Here is a 12,974-nt window from a genome sequence, read left to right as displayed (position 1 = left end):
CCAATATAAATTGGCTTTTTTAGCAATATGCTATTTAAACTATTAATTTTCGTATATCCCCCTAGGCTGCTTGTAAAACAAAACATCGTAAACATCGGGTGTCTGTAATTATTCGGAGTGGATTTATGATGCCTGATTGAGTGTTAATAGGTTTTAAGCTTGACTCTTCGCATTCTTGCTTAGCTGTGTTGAACTCATGAGGTTGACCTCCAGTAGAGGCGTTAACTTGCAACAGAAAAAACATAAACTCTCCTTTTCCTTGTGTTGCTTGAATAAATCAAATTGAGAATGGGCTTCTCAAAATAATGTTTGGTCGTGTAATACATTGATTTTTAGGTGACCGATACCTTGTATTTGGGTAATAAAAAGTGGCCAATAATCGTTGTTAACCTGCCGCCCCTAGGCAGAGTTTCCGTAAGCGAACATGTCGATGTTCATTGCTTGGCCTCTTGAATTAATTGGCGGCCTTAAATTCAGGAAAGCAGCCTCTGAAATCAGGGCGCTTTCGCTCGAATCGCCTCTAATAGCTTTTGGGTCAGTCATGAATAGCACATTCGGCTGTAACCGTAGCCTAAGGGCTAGGTTGAACGAGCATTTGAGACTGAGCATTCTCTACCCCTTTATCTATACATGCATATAAGATGCATCTTTTGCATGGCAATTTACACCTAAATTTCAATGATGTAAACTAGATGCATCTTTAAATTTTCAAGGGATGAAAATTCTTGGCTTCACAATGAGGGACTTTGCCAATGAAGATCACGCAATTTACTGACTACTCTTTGCGAGTGTTGATGTACCTTGCTATACAGGATCGAGAGTTAGTAACCATCAGAGAAGTTGCTGAGCGCTACCAAATATCTAAAAACCACCTAATGAAGGTGGTACAAGAGTTGAATCTCAAAGGCTACTTGATTGCAACCCGGGGTAAATATGGTGGCATTCGGCTAAGCCGAGCTCCTGAAGACATTAATGTTGGAGAGTTAGTTCGATTATTGGAGCAAGATACCGTGTTAGTAGAATGCTTTGGGACAAATAATCAATGTGTCATAACTCCTGCGTGTAGGTTGAAGATAATGTTCGCCGAGGCTATGGAAAGTTTTTTTATTTGTTTGGAGCAATACACCTTGGAAGACCTGGTATCCGGCCCGAATCAGACTGACCTTATCAATATACTAGCTTTTCCTGCGAAAATTGAGAGGGCGTAGCAAGGTCCCTAGGTTAGGCTCATCTTATATTTGCTTGAGGGAGAAAAAGTACAGTTTTCTATTTAAAACCTGGAAGATTCATACTCCAGGGCCCTTATTACATAAAGGGCTTTGTTTTCCGCCAGGTGAAAAGCCTATCTTCAATTTCCTCTCACCCTATATCAGGTAGCCACCCAATGCACGTTGGTCTGACTTTTAGGTTTTAGGGGGTATTGGGAATGCTTCCTGGAGTAAGGAAATACTCAGCACAAATTTATTGCTCCTGCTCAAGCGCAATGCCTTTATCTGAGAGATGGTTACTGAATATCGTTATGAATGCTGTGGTAAAACGAAAGCGAGGATTGTGTCAATTTTGTCTTATAGAAACCAGTTTAATTGGGAGTCGGCTTCCCTGCCTGCCTCAGTAGTGCGAGTATCGAAGTACAATGATACCCGCAACATACTGATTAAAAACTTAAAAACAGCAGCGAATTAATAACGATAGTAGCGACCGCGATAACGATAGTAATCTCTGCGCTTTCTTTCCCTATCATAGAGGTAGCCTGCACCTGCACCAATAACCGCACCTGCGGCAGTGCCACCGGGGCGTCCGCCACTAATCAAGGCACCTGTTACTGCGCCTATACCGACGCCGGTGCCGATTCGGCGGTCGGTATCACTCATATTGGCGCAGCCCGTACCTCCAAGGCTTGCAGTCAATACTGCGGCCAAGCTGAGATATTTGATAGCTTTGATACGCATAGACACCTCTGTTACTGGAAGGTTGAGGTATAAAGAATCGGCGCAGGCCGACTATTTCGGAGCCAGTGTAGAGTCCGCATGCACTGGCAACAAATCCAAATTGGGAGTTTCATTCCCTTTTTTTGTCGATATTTAGGTGGTTGTTAAGGTGTTCGAAAAACAAGACTTGGTAGAACTGGCTCGACTCAAAATGCCATTTGGAAAATACTCGGGCCGGGTTTTAATAGATTTGCCTGAGGAGTACCTGCTTTGGTTCGCAAAAAAGGGGTTTCCAGAGGGGCGTCTAGGACAGTTGATGGCATTAGCCCTGGAGATAAAAGTAGAGGGATTGCAGGGGCTTATTGATCCACTGCGCTGACCTTTTAGCAGGTTTTCCCAGTATTGCAATCACCTTGGTCGGTTTGCTCTGCGGGACTTTGACATTAATATAGTAATGCCTAGGTGTGCTTTGCGGAGCGAAGCCCAAGAAAAAGCGGGCCGTAATGGAGACTGGACTGACCCGGAAATAGGCCCACAGCGGGTAACCACTGGTCTGAATGATTTCAGCGAGGTAGTAGCGGGAGTAGAGCCAGTCAGCTTAAAAGAGGGAGCGGTCGAAACGAATTCGGCCGCCACTCTTTTAAATTATTCTAAACTCAGTTCTCACCGACTAATATCCGCCGGCAATATTTTGTGAGAGAGTTGCCCGACTCGAAAGTCGGACGTAGCTATCTACTGACTAACTGATCAGAGTGGGATTCGGATAACAACACCACCCATAGTGTGGCCCAGCTCAAAGTCAGTGCGCGGGCTGTCTACGTGATCGTTGTGACAGCTCACGCAAGCAGGTGAAACACCTACATCCGCATATACTGCAGTGAAGTACTCGGTATCACCTAGTTTTTCGCGGCCGTAAAAGTTTTTCCCTGGGTTGTCGATTACGTACTGCAAGCCCTCTTTTTCCATCTCAGTGCGCGGTTTGTTTTGCTTGTTGATTGGCCACAGGGAGAGCAGGGCATAGTTAAAGCCAGACTCATTTTCGGCAACACGCTCAGCTCCCATACGCATCATCTGCGCGGGGAGTGGTAGCAATTTCTTATCTTGCCAGTGCTCATCAGCGTCGAGGATTTTCTCCTCGTTCTGCAGGCGGTTTACAACCTTGTTGGTGTAGTTGGCCCTGTCTGCCTCGATAACGGCAAAGATGGCATCCGCCATTCGCTCCGGAGCAACTCCCTGGTTTTTCTCACAGCCGGTGAGCAGTGCCAGTCCAGCGATAATACAAGCGGCAATACGCATATTTTCCCCTCCTATTGGGATTGATTTTGCTTGTTTTTGCTTTTGGTAATCCTTGCAATACGCTCGCGGATCAGCTCGAAGGTTTCATGCTTCTCTGCGGGTTTATGCTTGAAATTATTGTTAATCAGAGTTTTGTCAGCCAGGGCAGCCAGGGAGAATTCGGCTCCATGACAGCTCAGGCAAACGGGCATCATTTTTTCATTGGGGCGAAGGTTATGATTTTGATTATGGTTAACTACAACCTGTTCGCCATGGGTTTCCCGTGGTAAATGGCAGCTGGCACAGCTTACGCCACCCTCTGGGTTTGAATTCCAGGTATCGAAGTGAGGGGACTCTTTGTAAGAGAGACTGTGCTCATCACTGTGGCAACCCAGGCAAGCCTCTACAGCGGCAAATTGCAGATTTACTTCATGGGGCCCGTGACAACTAACACAGCTCAATTCATCCGTTGCGCTGGTATTCATGGGAAGGCGGGCCTGTTGTGGGGAGATGGCGCCGACCTGCTGGATAAAGCCCTCTTCCAGCTTGTTGGACATGCGCATTCCATGTTTTCCTTGAGTGAAGGATTCTTTTTGATCGCTGTGGCAACTAGCACATTGCTCGACAATCTCAACACTACTGAATTGCATTTGCCCATCGACGTGACAGCTGCTGCAGTTCACCTCTGTTTGTGCGTGAATACTCTGTGCCCAGACCGTTGCGATTTCTGCAGTCTGGCTAGAGCTACTAATGTCTGCTTCGCTAACTTTTAAAGGGGCTTTATCTGAATGCTCATTTAGCCAGGACTGAACTGCTGTACGAGCGGGAAGCTTTGCAGTTTCCAATAGATCAGGTTGATCAACATGGGCGATAAGGAAGTCTTCATAGAGGGAGCCATTATCGTGATAGTTGTGGCAGCCCGCACTTGCGCAGGTTTCAAATCCCAGGTCTTTGTGACTACTGCGCTCTTCGGCAATATCGCTGTGGCAGTGAAAGCAAAAGTCGCCCGCCAGGGTTACTCCCATCTCTCCGGTGATTTGTGGTTTGTGCTCAGTGTGACAACTTACACATAGCCGGGCGTCAAGAGTCTCCAGAAGTACAGCATTGCGCGGATCTAAAAATTTCTGCCGGGGGTGTGAGTCGTCTACAAGCTCCAGTTCTTCCGCATGGCAATTCAGGCAAGCTTGCTGAACAGCATCCTCACCGGCAAAGCCATCGGTATGGCAGGAAGTACAAGCCAGCTCAATTTGATGGTGACCGTGCGTGGCATCTCCACTGATAAATAGAGATTTATCGTCAACGTTAAGGTTGTATGCCACCGCAGAGCCGATAGCCAGCGTTAGCAATACACCGTAATGCCAGAATTTAAATTGATATGATTTCATCTAGAAGTAATAAACCGCAAAAATATGGTAGGCGAGAAGGACCGGTAAGGCCCAGAGCAGGGCATAGTGAACTCGGGACCACCATTTTCGGTGTTCGCGAAGTTTCAGGTCAGTCCAATGGTGGTTGCGCGCCATAAAAACGCCGACGAGAGAACCAGTTGCGGTTGCAGTTAGAAATACCAGCATCAATGCTAAATTCAGGTTTTCACCAAGGCGGAAGCCTGAATGTACAGCGAGTGCAAGTAGAGCGATTAAACCTGTAACGCTGTGTGCATAGCGCCAGTGATCGACATGCCCAAGGCTAAGTTTATTCCAACGTTTCCTGATACTGAGAGCGGCAGTAAACAGGCACATAGCGAGAATGGTATAGCCCGTAACCTGCTTCCAAAAATTGTCGTACCAGAGCTTTTCCCAAAAAAGTGCAGTCTGCACTGAGGAGGAAACTGGAGCTGGCGGCATCAGGAAAGCCAGGGCTATCAGGATTAATGACAGAACAGAAGTTATCAATATCCCCTTGGAGTGTCGCATTACCAAGTTGGGAGCTGGCACATCCAGAAGCTCAGCCATTAGCGGGCGGCAACTACCGCAAACAGACCCGGCTGTTGTCGCTTGTTGCAATTCGTTTAAATTGCGCTTCCCAGCGGAAATAGCCTTGCATAATTCCCCTTTGGTGACAGAGTTGCACTGGCAGACCAGATAACTATCGGGAAAATCTTTAATGCTATTGCCGCTTTTTTTGGCAAAAACTCGCCCTTCGCTTTCAAAGTCTTTCAGTGTGCGCAGAGAGATTTTTTGCTCCTGTGCTACGGTCTGGCGTAATTCATTGGCTTCATCCCAGCTGCCAATATAAATGGCCCCAACGATGTATTCGCCTTTGATAAATAAGCGTCTATAGATCCCCTTAAAGCGATTGCGATAGACATGGCTCTCAACGCCCTCTTGCTGATTGAGGTTTTCCGGGGTTACCTCTCCCATTATTCCGCAGGGAATATGGGCAATTTTCAGCTGAATATCGGTATAAGTGCCGGAGTAGGGCTGCGAGAGAGATTTACCGCTATGGTTGCGACGAATATGTGAGCAGCAGCTTTCAGCTTGTTCATAGCCCGGTCGGACCAATTGGTAGACTTTCTTGTCAAACTCAGCGCACTCGCCTACGGCGTAAATATCCGGGTCGGAAGTTTGCATCCATTCATTGACTACGATTCCGCGTTTAGTTGAAAGTCCGCTCTGTTCGGCCAGGCTAATTTCCGGCTTAATCCCTGTGCACAACACGATAGCGTCGACGGGAATTTTTTCGCCACTTTCAAAAGTGAGTAGGCGCTTGCTATCGCTCTCTTCAATGGATGTTAGGGAGTCCGAAATTTTTAACTCTACACCCAGTGCAGTGAGTGCGGACTTTAGGAACTCCTCTCCTTCTTCACCCAGGAGCCCGCTGAGTAAGTGTCCTCTGGATTGTAAAGTGATGTTGTTTTTAGGTGTTTTTAACGCGGTTGCAGCTTCAAGGCCCAGAGCACCAGCACCGATAACACAGATGTCTGCATTCTGCTCCCTTAACTCAAGTAAATCATTGGTGTTACGCAGACTTCGAAAAGGGTAAACACCAGGCAGATCCGCACCCGGAATCTTCGGAATAATAGGATTTGATCCAGTCGCTATTATTAGCTTGGAATAAGGTTGTATATTCCCTGCAGCATCGGTGACTGTTTTTTGGGAGCGATCAATAGAGACTATTTTACGGTCAATATATTCTGCCAGGCGGTGGTCACTTTGACTGAGAATAGGGTTATCAAGCTCCTCCAACTCTACATGGCTTGATAGATATTGAGAAAGTTTAACCCGGTTGTAGGGAGACTCTGTTTCTGCTCCATAGATAACAATTTGAGCTTCATCACAGAATTCTAATAATTTTTGTGCGCAACGCACACCCACCGGACCAGTACCGATAATTACATAAATTGGGTAACTGTTATCATTAGTGTGGATGCCGCTTGGTAATTGCTCGACAAGTGTGTCGTCTAGCTCAGTCATACCTCCCCCCGACTGCTTTGATTTTCTATTAGTCTTTGTATTTTTAATTTGTCTGCCAGATGGCCTGCTAATTTTCTTAGACTAATATCCCACTCTTTGGTGTTTTTTTGAATTCTAATCCCTATATGTTTAAACAAAATTAAATAAACGTCTAGTACCGATTAGAACATGACGATAGAGAATTGGGTGTAAAGTAAGGTCAGGTCGGAAAATAAGGCTGGATTTAACTGATGCGCACAGTTTTTTTGGGGGGCTAAATGTATCTTGCCCAAATTCAGTGCTTAAATTTAATTTGGCTGTGAAAAATTGGCGGGGTGAGGGGAGTGCTTTCCAGTTACTTTGTGACCGCTGAGCGGCCAAAAAATATGCGGCCCCGTCCTTGTGGGCTGCGGACTGTAAAATAGTATGCCTATTGTAAAGATTTGTTTCTTATCGGCATTCCTAGGTTAAATATCTCACTACTCCTGATAAAAAAACTAAACGTTGCTTTTAGGAGGGTTGGTAAAGGACGTAGAGTTCTTTTTCTTCTAGGGCAGTACGACGAGTTAGTGCTTCACCGATTTTCTGATAATCCATTTTGAAGTCGCGAACCATTTCAGGAGTGAAGGCTTCGTGGTTATAGCGCTTGCAAAATTGCACAACAGCATTTGCAATTTCATTCATATCGGTGCGGAAATCTTTAACTACTTGCAGTGTGTGGGCATCGCCAGCCAGTGCTTGCTCCAGGTATACGTAAAAACGTACATTTTCTTTGATTAGATGGGCCTGGAAGCCAGATTTAAATTGGGTCAGTAGCTGCGACAGCTGGCGGTAGTTCTGCTTCTCATAACCCTCTGACCACATGCGCTGAAAAATACTGATCAAGGTGCGGTGATCGTCTTCAAGGGCTTTAATTAGAGTGGGATCGTAAGAGATTGTGCGGGCACCTTTAGCTCCTGCATAAGAGCTGCGAGTATATTTTTCCTCAAGGTCCGCCGCGTCTTCTGTTTTGTTACTTCGGAACATTCCAGAAATAAAACTAAGCATGAATTTAGTCTCAGTAAATTTAAAGGTTTGTTATTAGGTCTGATCGCGCCGCGAAGTTGGGGGTAACTTAAAGAAAGCAAAGCTATTTGGGTCCCGGCGGGCGTGGCGGATTTTACATTGGATGACAGTTGGTTTAACTGTTATGGAAGGGGCGAGTAAAGCAAAATTTTCAAAGTGGGACTTGTGTCACATTTTAGGTCTTTGCTTTTTAATTTTTATCGAAATTCAGTTGATTATCGCCAGTGGAATCAAAATAAATTTAAATATCTAATTAATAAAAAACCCGGCATAGCCGGGTTTTTTAAATTGCTTTGAGCTTAGCGTTGCTCGAGCGGTACATAATCGCGCTGAGGGTAGCCGGTATACAGCTGGCGAGGACGACCAATTTTGTACGGATTGGAAATCATTTCATTCCAGTGTGCAATCCAGCCTGAAGTACGGCCGGTGGCGAAAATTACGGTGAACATATCGGTGGGGATACCGATAGCCTTCATAATAATGCCGGAGTAGAAATCTACGTTCGGGTAGAGTTTCTTCTCTACGAAGTAATCGTCCTCAAGGGCGATTTTCTCCAGCTTCTTGGCGATCTTCAGCAGAGGATCATTTTCTGCACCCATGGCGCCCAAAACTTCATCACAGATGCCCTGCATTACGCGGGAGCGAGGATCGAAGTTCTTGTAGACGCGGTGACCAAAGCCCATCAGGCGGAAGGGGTCATTCTTATCTTTGGCGCGCTTCACGAATTCGTCGATACGGCTTTCGTCGCCAATTTCCTGCAGCATGTTCAATACCGCTTCATTGGCACCGCCGTGAGCGGGTCCCCACAAAGTGGCAATGCCGGAAGAAATACAGGCGAACGGATTGGCACCAGAAGAGCCAGCCAGGCGAACAGTGGAGGTGGACGCATTCTGCTCGTGGTCTGCGTGTAGCAGGAAGATGATGTCCATTGCCTTGGCGACAACCGGGTCTATCTTGCTGGGCTCGCAGGGGTTGCCAAACATCATGTGCAGGAAGTTCTCGGAATAGCTGCGGCTATTGTCCGGGTACATGAAGGGCATGCCCTGGGAGTGCTTGTAGCACATCGCTGCCAGGGTTGGCATCTTGGCAATCAGGCGGTGGGCGGAAATCTCGCGGTGCTCCGGATTAGTGATATCCAGGGAGTCGTGATAGAAGGAAGCGAGGGCACCGACTACGCCACACATCATCGCCATTGGGTGGGCATCGTAACGGAAGCCTTTAAAGAAGCTCACCAGGGATTCGTGAACCATGGTGTGAGACATAATGGTGTCTACATACTTCTTCTTTTCTTCTGCGTTGGGCAGTTCGCCATTCATCAGCAGGTAGCAGGTTTCCAGGTAATCGGATTTTTCTGCCAGTTGCTCGATGGGGTAGCCGCGGTGCAGCAGTTGGCCCTTGCCGCCATCAATAAAGGTGATCTTGGAATCACATGAGGCGGTAGATACGAAGCCCGGGTCGTAAGTAAATAAGCCTTTACTGGTCAGACCGCCGACATCAATAACATCGGGGCCGAGGGTGCCGGAGCGAACTGGCATCTCAAGGGCGCCGTCGATACCATCGACTGTGAGGTGCGCTTTTTTATCGGACATTGCGGACTCCTAAAAATGTTCTTATGCCGGCCTTTTCCCGCTGTTTTCGGGAGCTAGCGGCCTTTTGAGCGGGGCCAAACTTAAGTGCCGCGCCGCAAATTGTCAAACCAAAAGGAATGGACGACCAGTCTATTGGCGACAGGATATCCGGTTCCGCTCCATACTCGTAGAGTATTTGTCTAGATAATGCACAGGAAAGTCTGAGGAAATCCCGCGATTCCCGATTTACTACGCGATACTGGTGGGAACCCGGCGTAATCGCAGGCGTTCGTTGTGTTTTGACTAGTGAATGCCTATAATCCGCGCGGCTTGCGCCATGGTACGGCTACTTTGTATAAGGCTTCATCAGGTCGAGTGCAAAGTAATCAGCAAGCAGCTCGTCCCTCCATTGAAAAGCTAACGGGCGCCCGGTCGTTCAGGGCAACAAGGTGTTTTTCCTGTGAACAAAAACAGACCTGTCAATTTAGACATTTCCACTATAAAGCTTCCCGCTACCGCTGTGGTTTCCATTTTGCATCGTATTTCCGGTGTAGTGCTCTTCGTTGTTGTTGCACTACTACTGTGGATGCTCGATGTCAGTTTGGAATCCGAGCAGGGATTCGCCGAAATTGCAGCGGTATTTAACAGTATCCCTGCCAAGCTCATTCTCTGGGCATCGCTGGCGGCACTTATTTATCACATTCTGGCAGGTGTTCGTCATCTGTTTATGGATATGGGAGTAGGTGAAAGTCTCGAAGGCGGCCGTCGCAGCGCTGTGTCAGTGCTGGTGCTGGCTGTAATCCTTATTCTTCTGGCGGGAGTATGGTTGTGGTAAAAACAGTAACAAGCTTTGGCCGTAGCGGTACTTTCGATTGGCTCTACCAGAGAGTCACTGCGGTAATATTGCTCGCCTATACCCTCTTTATAGTGGGTTTTATCTTTTTTAGTAAAGACTTCGGCTACCAGGCCTGGTCCGAACTGTTCGCCCAGCGCTGGATGCGTGTTTTCAGCCTGGTTGCCTTGCTGTCCACCATTATTCACGCCTGGATTGGCCTCTGGTCCGTGGTAACTGACTACATCACCAACCGGATGATGGGCGGTAAAGCCACTGTTCTGCGCTTGTTCGTAGAAGTGATTCTGGCTGCCGTTGCCGTGTTGTACGCGGTGTGGGGCATTGAAATTCTTTGGGGTGTATAAGCAATGGCGAACATGCGTACTATTTCATTTGACGGGATTGTAATTGGTGGAGGCGGTGCCGGTATGCGCGCTGCCCTGCAGATGGCCCAGTCCGGCTATAAAACTGCGGTTATTACCAAGGTATTCCCGACTCGTTCTCACACAGTATCTGCCCAGGGTGGCATTACCTGTGCAATTGCCAGTTCAGATCCCAACGATGATTGGCGCTGGCATATGTACGATACCGTTAAGGGTTCCGACTATATCGGTGACCAGGACGCTATTGAATATATGTGTTCCGTAGGTCCGGAAGCGGTATTTGAGCTGGAGCACATGGGCCTGCCTTTCTCCCGTACTGAGGAAGGTCGTATTTATCAGCGCCCCTTCGGCGGTCAGTCTAAAGATTTCGGCCGCGGTGGCCAGGCTGCACGTACTTGTGCTGCCGCTGACCGTACCGGCCATGCACTGCTGCACACCCTCTATCAAAACAACGTTAAGCACAAAACCGAATTCCTGAACGAATGGTTTGCGATTGACCTGGTGAAGAACCAGGACGGTGCTGTTGTGGGTGTGATCGCCATGTGCATCGAAGATGGCGAAGTGGTTTATATCAAATCCAAAGCGACTGTATTCGCTACCGGCGGTGCCGGTCGTATCTTCGCTTCCACCACCAACGCACACATCAATACCGGTGACGGTGTCGGTATGGCCCTGCGTGCCGGTATGCCGGTCCAGGATATTGAGATGTGGCAGTTCCACCCCACTGGTATTTACGGTGCCGGTGTACTCGTGACCGAAGGTTGTCGCGGTGAGGGTGGCTACCTGATCAATAAAGATGGTGAGCGTTTTATGGAGCGCTATGCGCCCAACGCCAAAGACCTCGCTTCCCGCGACGTTGTGGCTCGCTCTATGGTTCTCGAGATTCTCGACGGCCGCGGCTGTGGCCCGGAAGGCGATCACGTATTCCTGAAGCTTGATCACCTGGGTGAAGAGCTGCTCAACAGCCGTCTGCCCGGTATCTGTGAGCTGTCCAAGACCTTCGCCCACGCCGACCCAGTTAAGGTGCCGATCCCGGTAGTACCTACCTGTCACTATATGATGGGTGGTATTCCCACCAACGTTCACGGTCAGGCTCTGACCCAGGACGCTGCGGGTAACGACCAGATTGTTGATGGCTTCTACGCCTGTGGCGAAGTTGCCTGTGTGTCCGTACACGGAGCCAACCGCTTAGGCGGTAACTCCCTGCTGGACCTGGTGGTATTCGGTCGCGCTTCCGGCCTGTTTATTGAGAAGTCCCTGCGCGAAGGTATCGAGCACCGCGAAGCTTCCGAGTCTGATCTCGAAGCCGCTATGGCTCGCTTGAATCACCTGGAAACCAATGAGAAGGGTGAGAAGGCTGCCGACCTGCGCAAAGAGCTGCAGGGCGTGATGCAGAACCACTTCGGCGTATTCCGTCGCGGCGACTTTATGGCCGAAGGTGTGAAGAAGCTTGCAGATCTGCGCGAGCGTATTGAAAATGTGCGCCTCGAAGACAAGAGCCGCGCGTTTAACACCGCCCGTGTTGAAGCGCTGGAGCTGCAAAACTTACTGGAAGTTGCCGAGGCCACTGCAGTTGCTGCAGAGACCCGCACTGAGAGCCGCGGTGCTCACGCCCGTGAGGACTTCCAGGAGCGCGATGATGAAAACTGGCTGTGCCACTCTATGTATTTCCCCACGGAAAAACGTGTTGGCAAGCGTGCAGTAAACTTCGCGCCTAACACTATGGAAGCCTTTGAACCGAAAGCTCGGACTTACTGATTCGGGAGCGGAATAGAGTATGTTGAAAGTAAGCATTTACCGTTACAACCCGGAAACCGACAAAGCGCCTTATATGCAGGACTATGAACTGGACACCAAGGGCAAGGACCTGATGGTGTTGGACGTTCTGGAGCTGCTGAAAGCCGAAGATCAGACCTTGTCTTTCCGTCGTTCCTGCCGTGAGGGCGTTTGTGGCTCCGACGGTATGAACATTTCCGGTCGCAATGGTCTGGCGTGCACTACGCCACTGTCTGAAGCTGCCCCCAAGGGTAAACTGGTTCTGCGTCCGCTGCCGGGCCTGCCTGTTATCCGCGACTTGGTTGTGGATATGGAGCAGTTCTACGAGCAGTACAAGAAGATTGAACCGTACCTGCAAAACGATACTCCGGCTCCGGCCATCGAGCGTCTGCAGTCTCCGGAAGATCGCGAAAAGCTCGACGGTCTGTACGAGTGTATCCTGTGCGCCTGCTGCTCCACTTCCTGTCCGTCTTTCTGGTGGAATCCGGACAAGTTTATTGGCCCAGCTGGTTTGTTGCAGGCTTACCGCTTCCTGGCAGATAGCCGCGACCTGGCTACTGATGAGCGCCTGTCAAATCTGGATGACCCCTTCAGTGTATTTCGTTGTCACGGTATTCAAAACTGTGTCAATGTTTGCCCGAAAGGACTGAATCCGACGCGCGCGATCGGCCATATCCGCAATATGCTGCTGACCCGCGCCGTGTAGGGGATGCTGCGGCCGGTTATCGGCCCGCTGGGGTTCGCGCTCTGCGAAC

12 protein-coding genes are annotated in these 12,974 nt (G+C 48.8%); 6 read left to right on the top strand and 6 right to left on the bottom strand.

The genetic code is table 11. The features are described from left to right. Positions 1-752 precede the first annotated feature (752 nt). Positions 753-1,208 carry an RrF2 family transcriptional regulator gene (locus ACJJIM_RS14840; protein WP_444911363.1) on the top strand — a complete coding sequence of 152 codons (456 nt, stop codon included), beginning with the start codon at positions 753-755 and terminating at the stop codon, positions 1,206-1,208. A 471-nt stretch (positions 1,209-1,679) separates the two neighbouring features. Here ACJJIM_RS14840 and ACJJIM_RS14835 read toward each other — a convergent pair whose 3' ends face one another. Next, complete coding sequence (locus ACJJIM_RS14835) at positions 1,680-1,949, bottom strand: hypothetical protein (RefSeq protein WP_108734168.1); 270 nt, start codon at positions 1,947-1,949, stop codon at positions 1,680-1,682. Positions 1,950-2,097: 148 nt separating this feature from the next. Here ACJJIM_RS14835 and ACJJIM_RS14830 point away from each other — a divergent pair, with 148 nt between their 5' ends. Next, positions 2,098-2,307, top strand: coding sequence for a DUF3820 family protein (locus tag ACJJIM_RS14830; protein WP_282933831.1), 210 nt, complete (start codon positions 2,098-2,100; stop codon positions 2,305-2,307). Positions 2,308-2,675: 368 nt separating this feature from the next. Here ACJJIM_RS14830 and ACJJIM_RS14825 read toward each other — a convergent pair whose 3' ends face one another. From ACJJIM_RS14825 to gltA, 5 genes are all read right to left on the bottom strand, one after another. Further along, entirely contained in the window at positions 2,676-3,224 is a 549-nt protein-coding gene (locus ACJJIM_RS14825; RefSeq protein ID WP_282933830.1) for a Tll0287-like domain-containing protein, read from the bottom strand. 11 nt (positions 3,225-3,235) lie between these two features. After that, complete coding sequence (locus ACJJIM_RS14820; protein ID WP_444911362.1) at positions 3,236-4,588, bottom strand: cytochrome c3 family protein; 1,353 nt, start codon at positions 4,586-4,588, stop codon at positions 3,236-3,238. Beyond that, on the bottom strand, positions 4,589-6,616 hold the full coding sequence (locus ACJJIM_RS14815) for an FAD-dependent oxidoreductase (RefSeq protein WP_444911361.1): 2,028 nt from the start codon (positions 6,614-6,616) through the stop codon (positions 4,589-4,591). Positions 6,617-7,105: 489 nt separating this feature from the next. Then, positions 7,106-7,642, bottom strand: coding sequence for a hemerythrin domain-containing protein (locus ACJJIM_RS14810; RefSeq protein ID WP_413662988.1), 537 nt, complete (start codon positions 7,640-7,642; stop codon positions 7,106-7,108). Positions 7,643-7,959: 317 nt separating this feature from the next. Next, positions 7,960-9,249 carry a citrate synthase gene (gene gltA / locus ACJJIM_RS14805; RefSeq protein WP_413662987.1) on the bottom strand — a complete coding sequence of 430 codons (1,290 nt, stop codon included), beginning with the start codon at positions 9,247-9,249 and terminating at the stop codon, positions 7,960-7,962. A gap of 439 nt (positions 9,250-9,688) precedes the next feature. On the opposite strand from gltA, the gene sdhC reads away from it, so the two are divergent. Genes sdhC through ACJJIM_RS14785 form a run of 4 tightly spaced genes read left to right on the top strand, consistent with a single transcriptional unit; the run spans position 9,689 to position 12,925 of the window. After that, a complete protein-coding gene (gene sdhC, locus ACJJIM_RS14800) occupies positions 9,689-10,063 on the top strand; it encodes a succinate dehydrogenase, cytochrome b556 subunit (protein WP_282933825.1) in 375 nt (124 codons plus the stop codon). Continuing rightward, a complete protein-coding gene (sdhD, locus tag ACJJIM_RS14795; RefSeq protein WP_282933824.1) occupies positions 10,057-10,425 on the top strand; it encodes a succinate dehydrogenase, hydrophobic membrane anchor protein in 369 nt (122 codons plus the stop codon). The genes sdhC and sdhD overlap by 7 nt, the downstream gene beginning before the upstream one ends. 3 nt (positions 10,426-10,428) lie before the next feature. Then, positions 10,429-12,201: a succinate dehydrogenase flavoprotein subunit gene (gene sdhA, locus ACJJIM_RS14790; protein WP_282933823.1), complete on the top strand. Its 1,773-nt coding sequence runs from the start codon at positions 10,429-10,431 to the stop codon at positions 12,199-12,201. A 19-nt stretch (positions 12,202-12,220) separates the two neighbouring features. Beyond that, positions 12,221-12,925 (top strand): succinate dehydrogenase iron-sulfur subunit, encoded by a 705-nt coding sequence (locus ACJJIM_RS14785; RefSeq protein WP_282933822.1) that lies wholly within the window; start codon positions 12,221-12,223, stop codon positions 12,923-12,925. Positions 12,926-12,974: the final 49 nt, after the last annotated feature.

Source organism: Microbulbifer maximicatervae (SeqCode) (assembly GCF_052467615.1).
This window is presented reverse-complemented; position numbering and strand designations above follow the sequence as displayed.

Bases quoted from the DNA above. Each gene is read 5' to 3' on its own strand.
- ACJJIM_RS14840 (WP_444911363.1), top strand. From the start codon at position 753: ATGAAGATCACGCAATTTACTGACTACTCTTTGCGAGTGTTGATGTAC.
- ACJJIM_RS14835 (WP_108734168.1), bottom strand. From the start codon at position 1,949: ATGCGTATCAAAGCTATCAAATATCTCAGCTTGGCCGCAGTATTGACT.
- ACJJIM_RS14825 (WP_282933830.1), bottom strand. From the start codon at position 3,224: ATGCGTATTGCCGCTTGTATTATCGCTGGACTGGCACTGCTCACCGGC.
- ACJJIM_RS14820 (WP_444911362.1), bottom strand. From the start codon at position 4,588: ATGAAATCATATCAATTTAAATTCTGGCATTACGGTGTATTGCTAACG.
- ACJJIM_RS14815 (WP_444911361.1), bottom strand. From the start codon at position 6,616: ATGACTGAGCTAGACGACACACTTGTCGAGCAATTACCAAGCGGCATC.
- ACJJIM_RS14810 (WP_413662988.1), bottom strand. From the start codon at position 7,642: ATGCTTAGTTTTATTTCTGGAATGTTCCGAAGTAACAAAACAGAAGAC.
- gltA (WP_413662987.1), bottom strand. From the start codon at position 9,249: ATGTCCGATAAAAAAGCGCACCTCACAGTCGATGGTATCGACGGCGCC.
- sdhA (WP_282933823.1), top strand. From the start codon at position 10,429: ATGGCGAACATGCGTACTATTTCATTTGACGGGATTGTAATTGGTGGA.
- ACJJIM_RS14785 (WP_282933822.1), top strand. From the start codon at position 12,221: ATGTTGAAAGTAAGCATTTACCGTTACAACCCGGAAACCGACAAAGCG.